The sequence below is a fragment of the Rhodococcus sp. 15-725-2-2b genome, from assembly GCF_002259075.1.
Lineage (GTDB): Bacteria > Actinomycetota > Actinomycetes > Mycobacteriales > Mycobacteriaceae > Rhodococcoides.
In genome coordinates, this window is record NZ_NPFL01000002.1 from 301752 (window position 1) to 319344 (window position 17593).

The window sequence follows — 17593 nt, forward strand, 5'->3', positions numbered from 1 at the left end:
GTTCGCAGTAGCTGCCTGGTCCACCGTTCACACCCTCGCTGTCCATCGGCCCGAGACATCCGGGCATGTGATTCAGGTTACAACCCTACGAGGGGGGCCCGTCGAATCCCACCAGCACCGGACCAGGTTCCCACCTACCCGATCGGGTAGGTACCCGAACCCCGACGGTCAGGGTCGGACGCTGCTCAGGACAGCGCATGCCCCAGTTCGGCCGCCTGCGCCGTCAACTGTTCCCCGTCCCTCGCCACCACGACCCGGTCGCAGATCTGCTCGTAGTCCTCCATCGAACACGCGGCCTGAGCCCAGTAGCGGCGCGCCTCCGGGGTGATCCACGCGACGCGGTGCACCTTGGACCGAATCTTCTCCAGCGCATCGAGTCCCGCCGGGCGGCCGTTGCACCGGCCGTCGCCGACGATGATCACCGCGGTGCGCTTGTTCAGTATGTCGGCGTGCGAGTCCAGCAGATCGGCGAACATGCTGCCGTAGTCGCTACTGGCTTCGAGGTCCAGACGCGCATCCGCGAGCACGGCAGCCAGCGCGCCGTCCCCGGTGCTGCCGAGCAGGGTGGTCGTCACGTCCACCGGAGCATCGACGAACCCCATCACCGTGCATCGGTGCGCTCGCGCATGCATGGCTTGTGCGAGCCTCAGCGTGAACGCCGTGATCGGCCGAACCGACAGCGAAACGTCGGCGAGCACGAGGAGTCGGACCTTGTCCGGTACCGGTGTCTTCGTCACCAAGCGAAACGGAATTCCGTCGGTTCGCAGACTCGACCGGACGGTGCGCCTCATGTCCAGTGGCCCGCGCGAGTGCTCGCGCGGCCGAGGGCGCGGGGTGCCGCGCATGTGCCGCAGCAGTTCGTGACTCGCGCGCTCGATCTCGGCGTGCCTGCCGATCACCTGCGCCGCACCGTCGATCGGTATCGGTGAGGGCATGGTGCCGGTCAGCTCACCCAATGCCGCGACGAAAGCCTCGACGGCATCGGTGATCCGATCCAGCATCGCGGCACTCAGCGGACCCGAATCACCGCCGTCGCCGTAGACGCTCCGCGGATCATAGGCGTCGAACCACGCCAGCACGCTCGCCGGATCTTCCCAGTTCAGCTGTCCCGCAACCGCTCCGCTGGTACTCGACGCCAACTCTCCTGCCGCCGTCGATCCGGACCGCTCCAGGTCGACGGTGTAGGTGACCCCGCGACGGCCCATGTCGCCGTCGGTGTCGATCGACAGATCGTGATCCTCGGAGGAGAGGCTGATGTCGTCGTCGTCCTTGTGCGGGTTGAAGCCCTTGTCGGCTTCGGGCGCGTCGAGCAGATCCCCGATCTCCACGGCCCGTTCGTTGTACTCGGCGTACATGGCGGCCTCCTGGTCCGCTCCCACCTCGAGGTCCGTCGGAAGTCCGCCGGCGACCTGCGCACCCAACGGCGATCGATGCTCGTCCACGGCACTGTCGATGGCGGCCTCGAACATCGACTCGAACGCGAGATCGAATCCGTGCTGTTCGTGGTCGTACTTGGCGCACGTCGCGCGCAGGGCCGCACGCAGAATCGTGAGGTCCCGGCCCCCGAGGAGACCGAGGACGCGTCGTACCTCGATCACCTCGGCCGGCGACGCCGCTACTCCGAAGCGCCGCAGCGTCCGCCCGAAGACAGCCGCAAGCACGTCGAGCACCACCGATGCCGAGAACGACTCGTGCCCGGTCATCGTCGTATTCCGATGCCACCCTTGTCGCGTCCACCGTGTCCGCGAAAGGCCGTCGCGGTCGTGTTGACGATCGTTCCCAGTGACGTTGCGGCAGAGGGTTTTTCGGCGACCGACCCGGCCAAGGCGATCTTCATGTCCGAGGAGTACTTGACCAGCGCGGCGAGCAGATACTTGCGGGTGTCCTCGGAGTGTCCGAGAACCGACGCGATACGAGCCGCGTCGATCACCTCCGAGATCGACGGGCTCTTGCGCAGCGGTAGTTCGCGCAGTTCGGTTGCCAAATCGACGATCTCGGCCACGATGTGTGCGGGCACCTCGGGCGCACGAGCGGTGACGATCTCGCGCTCCCGCGCAGCCGTCGGGTAATCGAGATGGAAGTGCAAGCAGCGTCGCTTGAGCGCCGAGGACAGCTCACGAGTGTCGTTGGAGGTCAATATCACCCACGGATCGCTGCGCGCCGTGAAGGTGCCGACCTCGGGGATCGTCACCTGCTTCTCGGCGAGCACTTCGAGCAACAGTGCCTCCATCGACTCCTCGGTGCGATCGACCTCGTCGACCAGCAGCACCACCGGCTCCTCCGAGAGCACCGACTCCAGCAGGGGGCGCACGGCGAGGAAGGGCTCGGAGTACAGGCCGAAGTCCTTGGCGGCGAGCAGCTTCGATGCGTCGTCGATATCGGTGACGTGCTGGGTGAGCGCGCCGATGTGTTCGCGCAGCATCTGCACATGCAGCAATTGCTTGGCGTAGTCCCACTCGTAGAGGGCTCGGTTGTCGTCGAGGCCCTCGTAGCACTGCAACCGAACCAGCTTCCGTCCGCTCGCCGCAGCGAGAGACTTGGCCAACTCGGTCTTGCCCACGCCCGCAGGGCCTTCGAGCAACAGTGGGCGATCGAGCGCTGTCGCCAGATGTACCACGGTGGCGAGGTCGTCGTCGGCGATGTAGTCCTGCTCACCGAGCGCGCGCTGCAGATCGGCGGCGTCGGTGAATCGAACGGTGCCGGTGTCGTCGCTACGCACTGTCGACAGCGAGGTCATGTGTTTCCCTTCGTGGTGCGGCGGAGCCGCAGTGGTGCGGTCATGCGCCGCCCGGGGCACATAACCGCACCACTGCGCAGCATCAGTACGACTCGTTGATCGCGTGCGAGACGACGGGGATCATCGACTCCACGGTCACCTCACGGGGGTTGCCCGGGGTGCACCAGTCCTCCTGGATGTGCTCGGAGATCTTCAGCACCGACTTCTCGTCGCCCTTGATCACGTCGCCCTTGCCCGCGTACTTGCCGGTGTTCATCCTGTTCTTGTCGTACGTCGCCGAACGGATGGAGCCGAAGTTGTCGGGAATTCCGACGTCCTTGGCGAGCCTGATGGCGGCTTCGACGGCAGCATCGGCCGCCTGCACGGTGGTCATGTTCTTGGTATCGACGCCCATGGCCACGGCGATCTCGGCGTAGCGCTCGTAGCGCGAGGGCAGGTTGTACTCCCACACGCGCGGCAGCGCGATGGCGTTGTTGAGGCCGTGAGCGCTGTCGTAGAACGCGCTGATCGCGTGCGAGATCGAGTGGATGACACCGAGTCCGCCGGAGTTGAACGCCTGCGTGGCGATGTACTGGGCGTTCATCATGCCCTCGCGAGCTTTCAGGTTGCCCGGGTCGTACACCGCTTCACGAAGGTGCTTGGACACCAGGCCGATCGAGTAGATGGCGTTGCCGAGCGACGGCGCGAAATCGAGACGCGAGACGTACGGCTCGGCACCGTGGGCGAGAACGTCGAAGCCGCAGAACGCGGTCCACTGCTGCGGGCAGGTGTAGTAGAGCAGCGGATCGTCCAGTGCCAGAGTCGGTGTCGACGCTTCGTCGAACGCCAGCCACTTGTGCGGCTTCTCCATGTCCGAGGTGTCGGTGATGACGTAGGCCCAGGACGTCTCCGAACCCGTTCCTGCAGTGGTCGATACGGCGATGTGCGGTGGATTCTGCTTGTTGGTGGACTTGGAGAATCCCTCGAACTCGTTGATGTTGCGTCCGTCGTGCGCGACGACGACGCGAATGCCCTTGGCCGCGTCGTGGCTCGAACCACCACCGACGGAGATGACGCTGTCGCACTTCTCCTTCTGGTACAGCGCGGCACCGTCCATGACGTTGTAGTCCTTGGGATTGGACTCGACCTTGTCGTAGAGGACCACCTCGACGCCCTGGTACTCGATCTTGCCGATCAGTTCCTCGATGATTCCGGAACCGCGCAGACCGGTCGTGACGAGCAGCGAGCGCTTGAACCCGAGTTCCTTGGCCTCGACACCGATCATGTCGTGGGCACCGACTCCCAGCTTGGCGCGCGGCAGCGGATGAAACTCCTTGATGGGGAATTCCCAGATCTGATTGAGCTCGATAACCATCGGTGTCTCCTCGGTGAGTGTGAGTGACAAGACGCCTTCTGCTGTGATCGGCGTCTCACTGATGACCACACTCCACCGCCGCACACCGCGTTGGGAACACCTCGAGGCGGGAACCCTGCCAACGACCCGACCGAACTACCCGATCGGGTAGGAGTACTCGCTCACCCTCGGCAGAGGAAGAACCACAGACTCTGGCGCACTACCGATCTCGGCGCTGCGCCAGCGAGAATCCGAGAACCGAGAACAACGCCATCGCGATGACGAACGCGCCGTACACCTCCACCGTCGTGCTCAACCCCAGCCGATGCACCGACAGACCGGCGACCACGGCGGGCACGCTGAAGGCGAGGTAGCTGATGACGAACGTCGTGGCGAACACCCCGCCTCGCTCCGCTGCGGGAACCAGGGCACCGAGCGTGCGCATCGCGCCGAGAAAAGTTGCTCCCCAACCCGACCCGGCGATGACAGCCCCGACGAAGTACAGCCCGATCGAGCCGATCTCGACCGATACCAAGGTCAGCGCCACACCGATCGCAAGCACGGACGCGCCGATCATCATCACCCTGCGAGGAAATCCGTTGCGCACCACGGCAGCTGCTATCGAACCGGAACCGAACAGTGCGAAGATCTCCAATCCGCCCACGATGTGGTTGTCGACACCGAAGACAGTGCCGATGATGGACGGACCGAGCGAGAGGTGGAAACCACCGAGAGACCACGTGGCGAACAGGGCGGGAGCGATGAGAAGGAACGGTGCCCGCACCGACTTCGGGATCGACATTCTCGGCAGCAGGGTCGACGCGAGGTGGCGTCGGGAATCGAAGCCGCGCAACGCCGATGTCTCGGGGACGAACAGCAGCGCCACCGCGAGGACGAGCGCCGCGCCGATCAACAGAACGAACACGAGGATCTCCGGTGCCGGAGCCAACTGCACCAGCAACCCGGCACCGAGCGCCCCGGCCGCCAGACCGAACGAAGGTGCCACGCTGTTGAGCAGCGGCCCGGTGGACACGTCGGGCTGGAGATCGATGATGGCCGCACTCATCGCACCCGTGGCCGCGCCTGCAGCAATCCCCTGCACCACCCGAGCGGCGATGAGGAGCGGCACGCTGTCGGAGACGATGAACAGCACCAGGCTCACCACGAGCATCAGCAGCGACGCAATCAGAATCGGCTTACGACCGATGTGGTCCGACAGGCTGCCGACGGTGAGCAGCGTCGCCAGGAGCGCCACCGCGTAGACGGCGAAGATGAGCGTGAGTGTGATCGCGCTGAATCCCCACGACTGCTGGTACACCGGATACAGCGGAGACGGTGCTGCCGACGACGCCATCAGCACGATGAAGGCAACGCCCACCACCCAGAAGGCGTATCGATGCGGCATCCTCGCCGCGGTCCTTCCGGCACTACCGCGCACTTCGACGCCGACCATGTGTTTCCCTTCACCGCAGTGACCGTTAGCTCAGTGAAAGACAACGCTCGGGAGCGTCCTGCATTCCCCGACGGGTCAGTGCTGCTCTGCTCGCAGGTCGTCGAGTAGCAGCTTTCCTTCGGGATACCGCTGCGCGCTCGCAGGCAACCCGCCCTCGATTCCGCTGAGCCACACCGAGACGCGGCCGGTACCCGAACCGCTCGAGCCGACCTCGTCGACGCGTCGGACGGTCTGATTGGCCACGGCCTCGGCGCTGTCGAACATCGTCACCTCGGTGGGCAGCTGCGCAACGATCTCGCCCCGCACCAGCGGGTAGTGCGTGCACCCCAGCACGACCGACTGGACGTCGTCGGGCGTGGCAGCCACGGCGGCGGCGATCGCAGCGCTGATCCCCCGCTCGTCTCCGCGGTCGATCGAATCCGCCAGACCGTGGCACGCCACGCTCGTCACCGTCCGATGCGAGGCGAACTCCTCGATCAACCGCGCTTGATAGGCACTGGCCGTCGTTGCTGCCGTTGCCCAGATCGCAATCCGATCACTCTGCGCCGCAGCGGGTTTGATCGCCGGGACGGTACCCACCACCGGGATCGGGTCACCGAGCGCGGCCCGAACGTGGCTCAGCGCCGTCACGCTGGCGGTGTTGCACGGAAGCACGACCACCTCGGCACCGAGATCGACGGCGTGCTCGGCGGAGGCGACCACCCGGTCGATCACCCACCGATCCGGTTTGGGTCCCCAGGGAGCGTTGTCGGGATCCATCATCAGCACCAGATCGAGCTCGGGACGCACGTGGCGAAGCCGCGCAGCCGTAGGGAGCATCCCCAGGCCCGAGTCGATCAGTGCGACGATCATGCCAATGCTTGCTCGACGTCGCCGACCAGGTCGGCACCGTCCTCGATGCCGACCGACAGCCGCACGAGATCGTCGGGTACCTCGAGCAACGAACCGGCCGTCGAGGCGTGGGTCATCGCGCCGGGATGTTCGATCAACGATTCGACGCCGCCCAGGGACTCCGCCAAGGTGAAGATCTCGGTCTTCGCGCAGAAGTCGAGTGCAGCCTGCTTGCCGCCGGCCAGACGCACCGACACCATGCCACCGAACCGTCGCATCTGCTTCGCCGCGACCGCATGAGACGGGTGCGATTCGAGTCCGGGATAGATGACCTGCGAAATGGCCGGATGCCCCTCGAGGAATTCCACGATCTTCTCGGCGTTGTCGCTGTGTCGCTCCATCCGCAGCGCGAGAGTCTTGATGCCGCGCAAGGTCAGGAACGCGTCGAACGGTCCCGGAACACCGCCGGCGCCGTTCTGCAGGAACGCGAACGCCGTATCGAGCTCTTCGCTGTCGGTCACCAGAGCGCCGCCGACGACATCGGAGTGTCCGCCGATGTACTTGGTGGTCGAGTGCAGCACCACGTCGGCACCGAGACTCAGGGGCTGCTGCAGGTACGGGGACGCGAACGTGTTGTCGACGACCAGCTTGGCCCCGCCCTCGTGCGCGACGCCCGAGAGCGCCTCGATGTCACCGACGTTGAGCAACGGGTTGGTGGGCGTCTCGACCCAGACCAGCTTGGTGTTCGGGCGCATCGCCGCGCGGACCTCGTCGACATCCGACACCGCAGCCACCGAGTACTCGATGCCCCACTGGGTGAAGACCTTGTCGATCAATCGGTACGTGCCGCCGTAGGCGTCGTTGGGGATGACGAGGTGGTCACCGGGGCGAAGCGCCGAGCGGAGCAGGCAGTCCGTCGCCGCCATGCCCGAGGAGAACGCGCGCCCGTAGGTGCCGGACTCGATGGCCGCCAGGTTGGCTTCGAGCGGCCGACGCGTCGGGTTGCCGGTGCGCGCGTATTCGAAACCGCTGCGCATACCGCCGACGCCGTCCTGAGCGAAGGTGGAGCTGGCGTAGATCGGCACGTTCACCGCGCCGGTCAGCGGATCCGGCTCGTAGCCGGCGTGCACCGCCTTCGTGGAAAAGCCCTGCCAGGAGGTGTTGTCTGCCTTGCTGCGCTGCTCACTCATGCCCTCCACCCTAATCGGCCTGCGTCGCCCGGCGGGGTCGTGGGTAACCTGCGAAGACAACCCCCAGCGGAAAGAGGCACCGTGGCCAACTCCCAGAGCGTCGACGAACTGTTCGCGATCGATTCACTCCTCGACGACGAGGAGCGTCAGATCCGAGACACCGTCCGCAAGTTCGGCAACGAGCGCATCCGTCCACACATCGCCGACTGGTTCGACGAAGGCACTGTGCCGGCCCGTGAACTGGCCAAGGAACTGGGCTCGCTCGGGTTGCTGGGCATGCATCTCGAGGGCTACGGCTGCGCCGGAACCTCCGCGACGGCGTACGGCCTGGCCTGCCTCGAGCTCGAGGCGATCGACTCCGGCATTCGATCGCTGGTCTCGGTGCAGGGCTCGCTGGCGATGTTCGCCATCTGGAAGTACGGCTCCGAGGAGCAGAAGCAGCAATGGCTACCGGGCATGGCAGAGGGATCGCTGATCGGCTGCTTTGGGCTCACCGAGGCCGACTTCGGATCGAACCCAGGAGGCATGCTCACCCGCGCCAAGCGCGACGGTGACGACTGGATCCTCAACGGCAGCAAGATGTGGATCACCAACGGGCCGGTCGCCGACGTCGCCGTCGTGTGGGCCCAGACCGACGACAAGGTCAGGGGTTTCGTCGTCCCCACGGACACCCCCGGATTCACCGCCAACACGGTCAAGAAGAAGCTCTCGCTCCGCGCGTCGATCACCGGCGAGTTGGTGTTCGACGACGTCCGGCTTCCTGCCGACGCGATGCTGCCCGAAGCCCGCGGCCTGAGCGGCCCGTTGAGTTGCCTGAACGAGGCCCGCTTCGGCATCGTCTTCGGTGCCATGGGCGCGGCGCGGGATTGCATCGAGTCGGCGATCGAGTACTCCAAGACCCGCGCGGTGTTCGACAAGCCGCTGGCCGGGTACCAACTCACCCAGGCCAAGCTCGCCAACATGGCCCTCGAACTCGGCAAGGGTCAGCTGCTCGCGCTGCACCTGGGCCGACTGAAGGACAAGGGTCAGCTACCGGGTGAGCGAGTGTCGCTCGGCAAGCTCAACAACGTGCGCGAAGCGATCAAGATTGCTCGTGAATGCCGAACGATCCTGGCCGCCAACGGAATCACGCTGGAATACCCCGTGCTACGACACGCCAACAACCTCGAATCGGTCCTCACCTACGAGGGCACGTCCGAGGTTCATCAGCTCGTGATCGGACAGGCGCTCACCGGCACCAGCGCGGTGCGCTGACGCGCAGTGGTGCGGTCGAGTGCCTCCTGGGGCGCTCGACCGCACCACTGCCGCTATGCGCCCTTGCTGAGAAATCCGAGCAGATCGTGGCGGGTGATGACGCCGACGGGCTTGCCTTCCTCGACGACCATCAGCGCATCGGATTCGCCGAGTGCCTTGGTGGCGTCGGAGACAGTCTCTCCGGCACCGATCAGCGGGAACGGCGCGCTCATGTGCTTGGCGACGGGGTCGGCCAACGCGGCCCGTCCCTCGAACACGGCGCTCAGCAGATCGCGCTCGGTGACGCTGCCGGCAACCTCGCCTGCCATGACGGGCGGCTCGGCACCGACCACGGGCATCTGCGAGACGCCGTACTCGCGCAGGATCTCGATGGCGTCACGCACGGTTTCCGACGGGTGGGTGTGCACCAGGTCCGGGAGCGCGCCGGACTTGCCGCGCAGCACTGCACCGACGGAGGTCTCCTCGGTGGTGCCGTCCAGGCGTGAACGCAGGAATCCGTACGAGGACATCCAGGAATCGTTGAAGATCTTGGCCAGGTAGCCGCGTCCGCCGTCGGGCAGCAGCACGACGACCAGCGCGTCGGGACCTTCACGCTCGGCGACCTGGATAGCAGCAACGGCAGCCATGCCGCACGAGCCGCCGACCAGCAGGCCCTCCTCCCGTGCGAGGCGACGGGTCATGTCGAACGAATCGGCATCGGAGACCGCGATGATCTCGTCCGGGATGGACGGGTCGTAGGCGGTCGGCCAGAAGTCCTCGCCGACGCCCTCGACGAGGTACGGGCGGCCCGTACCTCCGGAGTACACCGAGCCCTCGGGGTCGACGCCGATGACCTTGACCTTGCCGCCGGAGACCTCCTTGAGGTACTTGCCGGTGCCGGAGATGGTGCCGCCGGTACCGACGCCTGCGACGAAGTGGGTGATCTTGCCGTCGGTGTCGGCCCAGATCTCGGGACCGGTAGTCTCGTAGTGGCTGGCAGGGCCCGCCGGGTTCGAGTACTGGTTGGGCTTCCAGGCTCCCTCGATCTCGCGAACGAGTCGATCCGAGACGCTGTAGTAGCTGTTGGGGTCCTCGGGCGCGACGGCCGTGGGGCAGACGACGACCTCGGCTCCGTACGCGCGCAGCACGTTGCGCTTGTCCTCACCGACCTTGTCGGGGCACACGAACACACACTTGTAGCCACGCTGCTGCGCGACCAGTGCGAGACCGACGCCGGTGTTGCCGGACGTGGGTTCGACGATGGTGCCGCCGGGCTTCAGTTCGCCGGACGCCTCGGCTGCGTCGATCATCTTGACGGCGATGCGGTCCTTGGACGAACCACCCGGGTTGAGGTATTCGATCTTGGCCGCGACAGTGCCGGCGCCGTCGCCGATGACGGTGGACAACTTCACCAACGGGGTGTTGCCGATGAGTTCGGTGATGTGCTGTGCGATGCGCATTGCTCCATCTTCCCAGATGCAGGTATTCGACTCTCGGTCACGGCCGTCGACACCCGCATACGATGGTGAGGAAGGCATGAGGAGAGGGATCGATCTGTGACGGCGAGCGGATGGCGTACCGCTGCGAAAGCGAGCGCCGCGACAGTGCTGGCAGGCTCGGGAGCAGGGACGGCGTCCTGGGCCGCGTACCGACATCTGATGGCACAGGCCGCTGCGGCGCGTGGCGTCATCGGGCGCACCACGGCCAAACCACCGGAGGCGGACGGCGTCTACACAGCGGGCTGCGTGGCCCCGGAACGGTGGCGATTGGGAAGTTCAGCAGATATTCATCTGATGATCTTCGGCGACTCCACCGCGGCAGGCGTCGGCTGCACCGTCGCCGACGAGGTTCCCGGCGTTCTGCTGGCCAGAGGATTGGCGGAGGAAACAGGCCAACGAATTCGCTTGAGCACCAAGGCAATTGCCGGTGCCACATCCAAGGGACTCGAAGGCCAGGTCGACGCCATGTTCGTCGCAGGTGCCCCTCCCGACGCTGCGGTCATCTTCATCGGCGCGAACGACGTCACCAAGAAGTTCTCCATTCCGGCTTCGGCGGCCCGACTGGGCGACGCGGTGGAGCGGCTCACCGCCAAGGGCTGCGTCGTCGCCGTGGGTACGTGCCCCGATCTCGGTGTCGTGACGGCCATTCCGCAGCCGCTGCGTACCGTCGTCCGCAATTGGGGTCGCCGCCTCGCCCACGCCCAGACTGCCCGCACGCTCGGCGCGGGCGGGCATCCGGTCGCCCTGGCCGATCTGCTGGCTCCCGAGTTTCTGGCGGCCCCCGACACCATGTTCTCGGCGGACCGCTTCCATCCCTCGGCGGCCGGCTACGAGCTTGCCGCACAGCAGATTCTGCCGGTGCTCGCCTCCGCCCTCGGCGTGTGGCACGGTGGTCCGCTGCCCGAACTGCCGACGGTGTCTGCTGCCGTCGAATCGCGCAAGCCGATCCCCCGTGCCACCGCAGCCCTCGACCGATTTCTGCGCCGGCGAACAGCAGAACTCGACGCCGAGATCACCACTGCGTCGGAGGATCTCGTACGTCGCGGCAGCGCCGATTCGGCGGGGTTGTAAGTTCGGTCAGGAGACATCGCCTACCCGGCGGTAGCAAAGCAGGTACGCAGTATCGATTCGAAGGAGATCTCATGCCAGAGGCAGTCATCGTCGCCACCGCGCGCTCACCGATCGGCAGGGCGATGAAGGGGTCGCTCAAGGACATTCGCCCCGACGACCTCACCGCTCAGATGGTCGCCGCTGCGCTGGCCAAGGTGCCCTCGCTCGACCCGAAGGACATCGACGACCTGCTTCTGGGCTGCGGACTGCCCGGCGGCATGCAGGGCAACAACCTCGCTCGCATCGTCGCGGTTCAGCTCGGCTACGACTCCCTGCCCGGAACGACGATCACGCGATACTGTTCGTCCTCGCTGCAGACCACCCGCATGGCGCTGCACGCGATCAAGGCGGGCGAAGGTGACGTGTTCATCTCGGCCGGTGTCGAGAGCGTGTCCAGCTTCGTTCACGGCAGCTCCGACTCGCTCCCCGAGAGCCACAACCCGATCTTCGCCGACGCCGAGGCCCGTACCAAGAAGGCACAGGAAGAGGGCGCGGACAGCTGGACCGACCCCCGCGAGAACGGCGAGCTGCCCGACGCGTACATCGCGATGGGCCAGACGGCCGAGAACGTCGCGCTTCTGACCGGCATCACCCGCGAGGACCAGGACCACTGGGGCGTGCGCAGCCAGAACCGCGCCGAAGAGGCCATCAACGCCGGATTCTTCGAGCGGGAGATCACCCCGGTGACCCTCGCCGACGGCACCGTGGTCAGCACCGACGACGGCCCTCGCGCCGGCACCACGTACGAGAAGATCAGCCAGCTCAAGCCGGTCTTCCGACCCAACGGCACGATCACTGCCGGCAACGCCTGCCCGCTGAACGACGGCGCAGCAGCGCTCGTCATCATGAGCGACACCAAGGCCAAGGAACTGGGCCTGACCCCGCTGGCGCGCATCGTCTCCACCGGCGTCACCGGCACCTCTCCCGAGATCATGGGCCTCGGACCGATCGAGGCCACCCGCAAGGCGCTGAAGATCGCGGGCATGTCGATCTCCGACATCGACCTGTTCGAGATCAACGAGGCCTTCGCGGTGCAGGTCCTCGGTTCGGCGCGCGACCTCGGCATCGAGGAGGACAAGCTCAACGTCTCCGGCGGTGCCATCGCCATCGGCCACCCGTTCGGTATGACCGGTGCCCGGATCACCACCACGCTGCTCAACAACCTGACGACACACGACAAGACGTTCGGCGTCGAGACCATGTGCGTCGGCGGCGGCATGGGCATGGCCATGGTGCTGGAACGTCTCAGCTGATCCGAGACAGCACAACGAGAAAAGCCCCGCCTCTCCCGAAGGAGTGGCGGGGCTTTTCTCGTGAGTACTAGTCGTTCTGGAAGTAGCTCAGCAGTCGCAGGATCTCGACGTACAGCCAGACCAACGTGATGGTCAGACCGAGGGCGACGCCCCAGGCTGCCTTCTCCGGTGCCTGTGCGCGGATCAGCTGATCGGCCTGGTCGAAGTCGAGCAGGAAGCTGAACGCGGCGATGCCGATGCAGACGAGGCTGAAGATGATGGCCAGCGGTCCGCCGGAACGAAGACCGAAACCGTCCTCCATGAAGAAGCTGGCGACGAGGTTTCCGAGCATGAGGACGACGACACCGATGAGGGCACCGACGACCATGCGGGTCAGGCGCGGGGTCACGCGGATCGCGCCGGTCTTGTAGACGATCAGCATGCCGAAGAACACGCCGAACGTGCCGAGGACGGCCTGACCGATGAGGGCCGATCCGCCGACCCCACCGAACGCGACACCGGTGAACATCAGCGACAGTGCGCCGAGGAACACGCCTTCCGCTGCGGCGTAGGCGAGGACGATGGCCTTGTTGTCCATCTTGCGACCGAAGGTCGCGAACATGACCAGGCCGAAGCCGATCAAGCCACCGCCGATGACGAACGGAGCGGCCAACGCGGTGTTGTTGGAGACCAGCAGGTACGAGATGATCGCCGTGACGCTCAGCACACCGAGGGTGATGCCGGTCTTGGTGACCACGTCGTCGATGGTCATTGCCCGCTGTGCGGGCTGGGTTGTGTACGGGTCGGCCTGCGTTCCGGGATGCTGGCCGAAGGTGGCGGCCTGCGAGGCTCCAGCCGTCGCAGATCCGAATGTGGCGTAGCCGCCGCCCTGCTGCTTGGGCAGGTTGCGGAACACCGGGTTGCTGGAGGTGCGCACCGTGTCTCTTCCCTTCGTAAGTTCTGATCCCCACCGGGGATCTCCCCGTCGGTCATCAGTAGAACGTCTGACATCCGGACAAAAGTTCCCAGGAGGAGAACTTCTACGACGGACAAATCGGACTCTACCGGGTGGGGGCTCGACACGCGGAGACGACGGCGTGTGTGACACCGAATCGAAACGGGCACTATGAGGAAATGGCAATCGAAGACGGACCCGACCAGACCTTGGACCCCAGCGAGAGCGTCGACTCCGACGAGGTGCGCAACGACGACGGTGACACCGTGGTCGATCCCCCCGATCACTGGAGCGAGGCCAACAGCTTCGGCACCACTGCTCGCGAAGCAGCCGAGGGCGAGAGTCTGGACCTCAAGCTCAGCGAGGAAGAACCCGACATCGCCGTCGAAGACGATCTCGACCGCCCGATCACCGAGACCCCCGACGACGAGTTGACCGAGGAACTGGTCGACCACGTCATCGAGGAATCCGACGAGGATCCGGACGTCGATTACGCAGAAGGCCAGCGTCAGGCCGAAATAGTCGAAGGCACTCTCGTCGAGGACCTCGGACGCAACCGGGGACAGATCGACGGAGCTCCCGAAGACGGCGGCCCGGTCACCTGACCGTCTACCGTTGCTCGCTCGAACGCACCGAGCGAGCAACGGTGAACTTGCCGTTGCGCCCCACCAGGTCGGTGGGGCCGACGGCGTCGGCCAGTTCGCGCCGATAGTTCAGATGGGTGTTGAACACCGTCCACAGTTGTCCTCCCGGCCTCAGCACGCGGCCCGCCGCCGCGAACAACTTGCTCGCGCCGCCCGTGTGCACCGCAGCACCCTCGTGGAACGGCGGGTTGCACACCACCAGATCGACCGACTCCGATTCGACCGTGGACATCGCATCGTCGGCGAGCACCGACACACGCGTCCCGTTGGCCTCGGCCGTGGCCGCCGCCGATGCAATCGCTGCGGACGAGCGGTCGGTGGCGATCACCTCGAGGTCGGGCCTGGTGCGCGCCAGCTCGGTGGCGAGAATTCCTGTGCCACAGCCCAAGTCGACGGCAACCCGAGCTCGCGGGAGCATCTTCGGAACAAACTCGAGCAGATACCTGGTCCCGATGTCGAGGCCCGCACCTGCGAACACTGCCCCGTGCGCCACCACCGTCAAGTCCAGGTCGGCAATCCTCTTGCTCACCGGATACGTCATTCCCGACGCCACCGCCCCACGTGCGGTGAGCACTCGGGCCTTCTGTCGTCCGCGGCCGGCCGTCACCGTCTCGAACGACTTCCGCAGGACGTCGTTCATCGCCGGGGTCATGTGCTTGTCTCGTCCCCCCGCGAGGACGACGACGTCCGACGATGCGTGTGCGGCGATGTGCTCGGCGATCTCGGTGAGTTCGGCCAGACCTCGCGGCAACTGCATCAGCACCACGCCGACGCCGTCGAGAAGTTCGGCACCGAGCGCGTGCTGGGTGTAAGTCCCGGCCATCGAGACCCGCGCGGCGTTCAGCTCGAGCGCGCGCACTCCGGTGACGGCGTCCTGATGCACGCGTATCGCGGAGAACCCGACAGAGGCGGCCCCGAGGGTCAGGGCTCCGTACCGGTCGCCGATCACCGCGATCGGCCTGGTCCTGTCGATTCCGGTCAGTTCGTCGACGGTATCGAGGACGAGGCGGTCCGCGGCGTCGACGGCGTGAAGGTTGGGTGCCTCGGCGTCGGGCTCGCGACGAAGGGCGTCGAACAGGGATTCATCGGGCACTCGAGCAGTATCCCACCCGGCCGAGCCCGGACAGCCCGCGCGGCGAGTGGCTATTGCCGCGAATCAGGGGCATGCTCGGGGAATGGAACACAAGGACAAGAACGAGGCGCTCTTCAGCCATCCCGACGACGCATCGACCGATGCGCACGCCGAAACATCGAAGCCTGCCGTCTACACCGCCCTGTTCAGCGGCGCGAACGAATAGCGAGAACAGCCCTTCACGACAGGTAGCGCAGGTACTCCAACGCCTTGGTCGCATGTACGTGACCGCGTTCGCTCTGCACCACCATCCGCACCACTCGGTTCCGATCGATCACGAATGTCGTCCGCTTCACGGACAGTAGCTGCCGCAGGTACCCACGGTTGGCTGCATGCGCCCGCCCGCGTTCGAGCTCACGAAGCCGACGCCGCCGGGTGAACCACCCGCCTCGTCGCACTCCGAACTGCTCGGCCACCGCACCGTCGGAGTCGGACAGCAACGGATAGTCGAACGACCTCTGCAGCGCGAAATGCTGGTTGCGATCTCGGGTGTCGGTACTGATGCCGACACGTTGCGCGCCGAATCTCTCGAACTCCGTGCCCAAGTCCCTGAAATGACACGCTTCGGCCGTGCAGATGGGGCTGTTGGCCGCCGGGTAGAAGAACAGAACGACCGGGCCCGACGCAGTCAGGTCGGTCAGCGCACGCAGTTCCCCGGAATGGTCCGGTAGCTCGAAATCCGGGGCGGTATGTCCGATACGCATGGGGCGAGGCTACCGCTCAGTCGTTCACGAGGGCGGCGGTCAGACGTCGCCGGAGGTCCCGATCGATACCCAGGTGCGTCAGATATCCGTCGAACGATCCGTGCGTCGACTTCATGACGTCGAGCCCGTGCTCCAGATAGGACGCGCGAACACCCAGTATCGCCTCGGTGGGTCGGACCTCCGTGTCGGCCGCCCCCACCCAGGTTCGGCGCACGTGAGCGAGTAGGGGCTCGATCCCGTCGTTGCTGCGTAAGTAGTCCGCGACGATGTCGTCCTCGCTGATACCGGCCGCCCGCAACACCGTCGCGACGGTCCACCCGGCCCGATCCTTGCCCGCTGCGCAGTGCACCAGGACGCCACCGCGCCCCTCGACGATCGCGTCGACCACCCGCTTGATCGCGTGCGATGCCCCGTCGAGAGCCGAGAAGGACGCGTACGCCCGCATCATGTACTCGACTTGGCTCTGCTCGTCCTGCATGGGAGCTTCGTGGGGGGCGCGCACTCCTCGAACGATCTCGAAGGGAACCGAGATCGACTCGACGCCCGGCGGAACTCGGTCCGCGCCACTGCGATCGATCTCCGAACCGCTACGAAAATCGAACACCGTGCGGATCCCGAGGTCACCGACAGAACGCTGACCGCTCTCGGACAGCGCGCTCAATTCGGAAGCGCGATAGAACAATCCAGGCCGAACCGTCGCCCCGTCCGTGGTGCGCGCACCGCCGAGATCACGGAAGTTCCAGGCCCCGTCGAGGGCGAATTGATCGTGTACCGGGGCGTCGGGCATGGGTTCGACCCTATCGAAAGCGAGGCTACGAGCGCGGTACCAGCCAGCGACGCAGCCGGGCAGTGACGAACGGCATCACCACGTACACCATCAGCGGCGTGCACATCAGCACTACCAGCGCGGTACGCAGGGCCACGTTCAGGTCGGTCAGGTGTGGCGTCACAACGATGTTGACGAGCAGACTGACGGCGTAGAAGGCAACCCCGATCGAGACTGCCTGCTTCCACCGCGGCGGCGGACCACCGATCACCCGGACGGCGTCGGTGAGGTTGGACTGCGGCTCGAACCATCCCTCCACACCGGAGAGTCGATGTGTCGCAACGTCGTCGGCGATGGGACGGCCGGTGCCGAGCCAGGTGCGCCTGACATCCGAGCGCAGCCAGGCGTCGAGGTCGGCGTGTGTCTCGAAGCGATACACCACGTGGTAGTCGTTGGAATCGCCGGAACTGCGCAGCCAACCGCCACCGAGAAATCCGGGAAAGGTTCGGACGATGTCCATCCCGCGATCGGTCCACTCCACGAAGTCGGCTTCGTATCCCCGACGAACGCGTCGCGCGACCGAGGTCGTGACGTGATCGAGCGTGTCGGTCGTGGTCATGCGGTACCCCTCCTGCGCGTGTTCGTCGCGGATCGATGTGTTCTACACAGAGTGCGGCCATATGGACCGACATTCAAATCAGGAGCCGAATCAGAGATCGATGGCTCGATGCCGGAAACAATGTGACAATTCGTCCACACAGACCCCTGACGAAC

17 protein-coding genes are annotated in these 17593 nt (G+C 65.8%); 5 read left to right on the plus strand and 12 right to left on the minus strand.

Annotation, left to right across the window (positions count from 1 at the left end; genetic code table 11):
• Nucleotides 1–185: 185 nt before the first annotated feature.
• The 6 genes from madC to CH306_RS01345 all read right to left on the minus strand — a co-directional run bounded on the left by madC (nt 186) and on the right by CH306_RS01345 (nt 7544).
• Nucleotides 186–1703: a MadC family VWA domain-containing protein gene (madC, locus tag CH306_RS01320; RefSeq protein ID WP_094645415.1), complete on the minus strand. Its 1518-nt coding sequence runs from the start codon at nt 1701–1703 to the stop codon at nt 186–188.
• On the minus strand, nt 1700–2737 hold the full coding sequence (locus tag CH306_RS01325; protein ID WP_094645416.1) for a MadB family AAA-type ATPase: 1038 nt from the start codon (nt 2735–2737) through the stop codon (nt 1700–1702). The genes madC and CH306_RS01325 overlap by 4 nt, the downstream gene beginning before the upstream one ends.
• 82 nt (nt 2738–2819) lie before the next feature.
• Nucleotides 2820–4091 carry an NDMA-dependent methanol dehydrogenase gene (mdo, locus tag CH306_RS01330; RefSeq protein WP_032376592.1) on the minus strand — a complete coding sequence of 424 codons (1272 nt, stop codon included), beginning with the start codon at nt 4089–4091 and terminating at the stop codon, nt 2820–2822.
• Between the two features lie 199 nt (nt 4092–4290).
• Complete coding sequence (locus tag CH306_RS01335) at nt 4291–5475, minus strand: MFS transporter (RefSeq protein ID WP_094632323.1); 1185 nt, start codon at nt 5473–5475, stop codon at nt 4291–4293.
• Nucleotides 5476–5598: 123 nt separating this feature from the next.
• Entirely contained in the window at nt 5599–6375 is a 777-nt protein-coding gene (locus tag CH306_RS01340; protein WP_094645417.1) for a glutamate racemase, read from the minus strand.
• Nucleotides 6372–7544, minus strand: a complete 1173-nt coding sequence (locus tag CH306_RS01345; RefSeq protein ID WP_032397583.1) for a cystathionine gamma-synthase — start codon at nt 7542–7544, stop codon at nt 6372–6374. Before CH306_RS01345 ends, CH306_RS01340 begins: the two co-directional genes overlap by 4 nt.
• Before the next feature lie 81 nt (nt 7545–7625).
• Here CH306_RS01345 and CH306_RS01350 point away from each other — a divergent pair, with 81 nt between their 5' ends.
• Nucleotides 7626–8798: an acyl-CoA dehydrogenase family protein gene (locus tag CH306_RS01350; protein WP_094645418.1), complete on the plus strand. Its 1173-nt coding sequence runs from the start codon at nt 7626–7628 to the stop codon at nt 8796–8798.
• A gap of 53 nt (nt 8799–8851) precedes the next feature.
• Here the strand turns inward: CH306_RS01350 and CH306_RS01355 are convergent, their stop codons facing one another.
• Entirely contained in the window at nt 8852–10237 is a 1386-nt protein-coding gene (locus CH306_RS01355; protein ID WP_032397585.1) for a cystathionine beta-synthase, read from the minus strand.
• Between the two features lie 96 nt (nt 10238–10333).
• Here CH306_RS01355 and CH306_RS01360 point away from each other — a divergent pair, with 96 nt between their 5' ends.
• Together CH306_RS01360 and CH306_RS01365 are read left to right on the plus strand one after the other, a co-directional pair.
• On the plus strand, nt 10334–11347 hold the full coding sequence (locus CH306_RS01360; protein WP_094632317.1) for an SGNH/GDSL hydrolase family protein: 1014 nt from the start codon (nt 10334–10336) through the stop codon (nt 11345–11347).
• Nucleotides 11348–11418: 71 nt separating this feature from the next.
• The gene (locus tag CH306_RS01365; RefSeq protein ID WP_032397587.1) at nt 11419–12639 is read left to right on the plus strand and encodes an acetyl-CoA C-acetyltransferase; all 1221 of its coding nucleotides are present in this window, start codon (nt 11419–11421) and stop codon (nt 12637–12639) included.
• A 67-nt stretch (nt 12640–12706) separates the two neighbouring features.
• Here CH306_RS01365 and CH306_RS01370 read toward each other — a convergent pair whose 3' ends face one another.
• Nucleotides 12707–13555 (minus strand): Bax inhibitor-1/YccA family protein, encoded by an 849-nt coding sequence (locus CH306_RS01370; RefSeq protein ID WP_032397588.1) that lies wholly within the window; start codon nt 13553–13555, stop codon nt 12707–12709.
• 197 nt (nt 13556–13752) lie between these two features.
• Between CH306_RS01370 and CH306_RS01375 the strand changes: the two genes are divergently transcribed.
• Nucleotides 13753–14178, plus strand: a complete 426-nt coding sequence (locus tag CH306_RS01375; protein WP_032397589.1) for a hypothetical protein — start codon at nt 13753–13755, stop codon at nt 14176–14178.
• A 4-nt stretch (nt 14179–14182) separates the two neighbouring features.
• Here the strand turns inward: CH306_RS01375 and CH306_RS01380 are convergent, their stop codons facing one another.
• The gene (locus CH306_RS01380) at nt 14183–15310 is read right to left on the minus strand and encodes a class I SAM-dependent methyltransferase (protein ID WP_094645419.1); all 1128 of its coding nucleotides are present in this window, start codon (nt 15308–15310) and stop codon (nt 14183–14185) included.
• A gap of 82 nt (nt 15311–15392) precedes the next feature.
• Between CH306_RS01380 and CH306_RS29415 the strand changes: the two genes are divergently transcribed.
• Complete coding sequence (locus CH306_RS29415; RefSeq protein ID WP_254923930.1) at nt 15393–15515, plus strand: hypothetical protein; 123 nt, start codon at nt 15393–15395, stop codon at nt 15513–15515.
• Between the two features lie 13 nt (nt 15516–15528).
• On the opposite strand, the gene CH306_RS01385 is transcribed toward CH306_RS29415, so the two are convergent.
• Genes CH306_RS01385 through CH306_RS01395 form a run of 3 tightly spaced genes read right to left on the minus strand, consistent with a single transcriptional unit; the run spans nt 15529 to nt 17438 of the window.
• Nucleotides 15529–16053 (minus strand): peroxiredoxin, encoded by a 525-nt coding sequence (locus CH306_RS01385; protein WP_032397591.1) that lies wholly within the window; start codon nt 16051–16053, stop codon nt 15529–15531.
• Between the two features lie 16 nt (nt 16054–16069).
• Nucleotides 16070–16840, minus strand: coding sequence for a tyrosine-protein phosphatase (locus tag CH306_RS01390; RefSeq protein ID WP_094645420.1), 771 nt, complete (start codon nt 16838–16840; stop codon nt 16070–16072).
• A gap of 25 nt (nt 16841–16865) precedes the next feature.
• The gene (locus CH306_RS01395; protein WP_094645421.1) at nt 16866–17438 is read right to left on the minus strand and encodes an antibiotic biosynthesis monooxygenase; all 573 of its coding nucleotides are present in this window, start codon (nt 17436–17438) and stop codon (nt 16866–16868) included.
• Between the last annotated feature and the right edge of the window lie 155 nt (nt 17439–17593).

What these genes read in the sequence shown, in the direction of transcription:
- madC (WP_094645415.1), bottom strand. Translation starts at nt 1,703, where the DNA reads ATGACCGGGCACGAGTCGTTCTCGGCATCGGTGGTGCTCGACGTGCTT.
- CH306_RS01325 (WP_094645416.1), bottom strand. Translation starts at nt 2,737, where the DNA reads ATGACCTCGCTGTCGACAGTGCGTAGCGACGACACCGGCACCGTTCGA.
- mdo (WP_032376592.1), bottom strand. Translation starts at nt 4,091, where the DNA reads ATGGTTATCGAGCTCAATCAGATCTGGGAATTCCCCATCAAGGAGTTT.
- CH306_RS01335 (WP_094632323.1), bottom strand. Translation starts at nt 5,475, where the DNA reads ATGCCGCATCGATACGCCTTCTGGGTGGTGGGCGTTGCCTTCATCGTG.
- CH306_RS01340 (WP_094645417.1), bottom strand. Translation starts at nt 6,375, where the DNA reads ATGATCGTCGCACTGATCGACTCGGGCCTGGGGATGCTCCCTACGGCT.
- CH306_RS01345 (WP_032397583.1), bottom strand. Translation starts at nt 7,544, where the DNA reads ATGAGTGAGCAGCGCAGCAAGGCAGACAACACCTCCTGGCAGGGCTTT.
- CH306_RS01355 (WP_032397585.1), bottom strand. Translation starts at nt 10,237, where the DNA reads ATGCGCATCGCACAGCACATCACCGAACTCATCGGCAACACCCCGTTG.
- CH306_RS01365 (WP_032397587.1), top strand. Translation starts at nt 11,419, where the DNA reads ATGCCAGAGGCAGTCATCGTCGCCACCGCGCGCTCACCGATCGGCAGG.
- CH306_RS01375 (WP_032397589.1), top strand. Translation starts at nt 13,753, where the DNA reads ATGGCAATCGAAGACGGACCCGACCAGACCTTGGACCCCAGCGAGAGC.
- CH306_RS29415 (WP_254923930.1), top strand. Translation starts at nt 15,393, where the DNA reads ATGGAACACAAGGACAAGAACGAGGCGCTCTTCAGCCATCCCGACGAC.
- CH306_RS01385 (WP_032397591.1), bottom strand. Translation starts at nt 16,053, where the DNA reads ATGCGTATCGGACATACCGCCCCGGATTTCGAGCTACCGGACCATTCC.
- CH306_RS01390 (WP_094645420.1), bottom strand. Translation starts at nt 16,840, where the DNA reads ATGCCCGACGCCCCGGTACACGATCAATTCGCCCTCGACGGGGCCTGG.
- CH306_RS01395 (WP_094645421.1), bottom strand. Translation starts at nt 17,438, where the DNA reads ATGACCACGACCGACACGCTCGATCACGTCACGACCTCGGTCGCGCGA.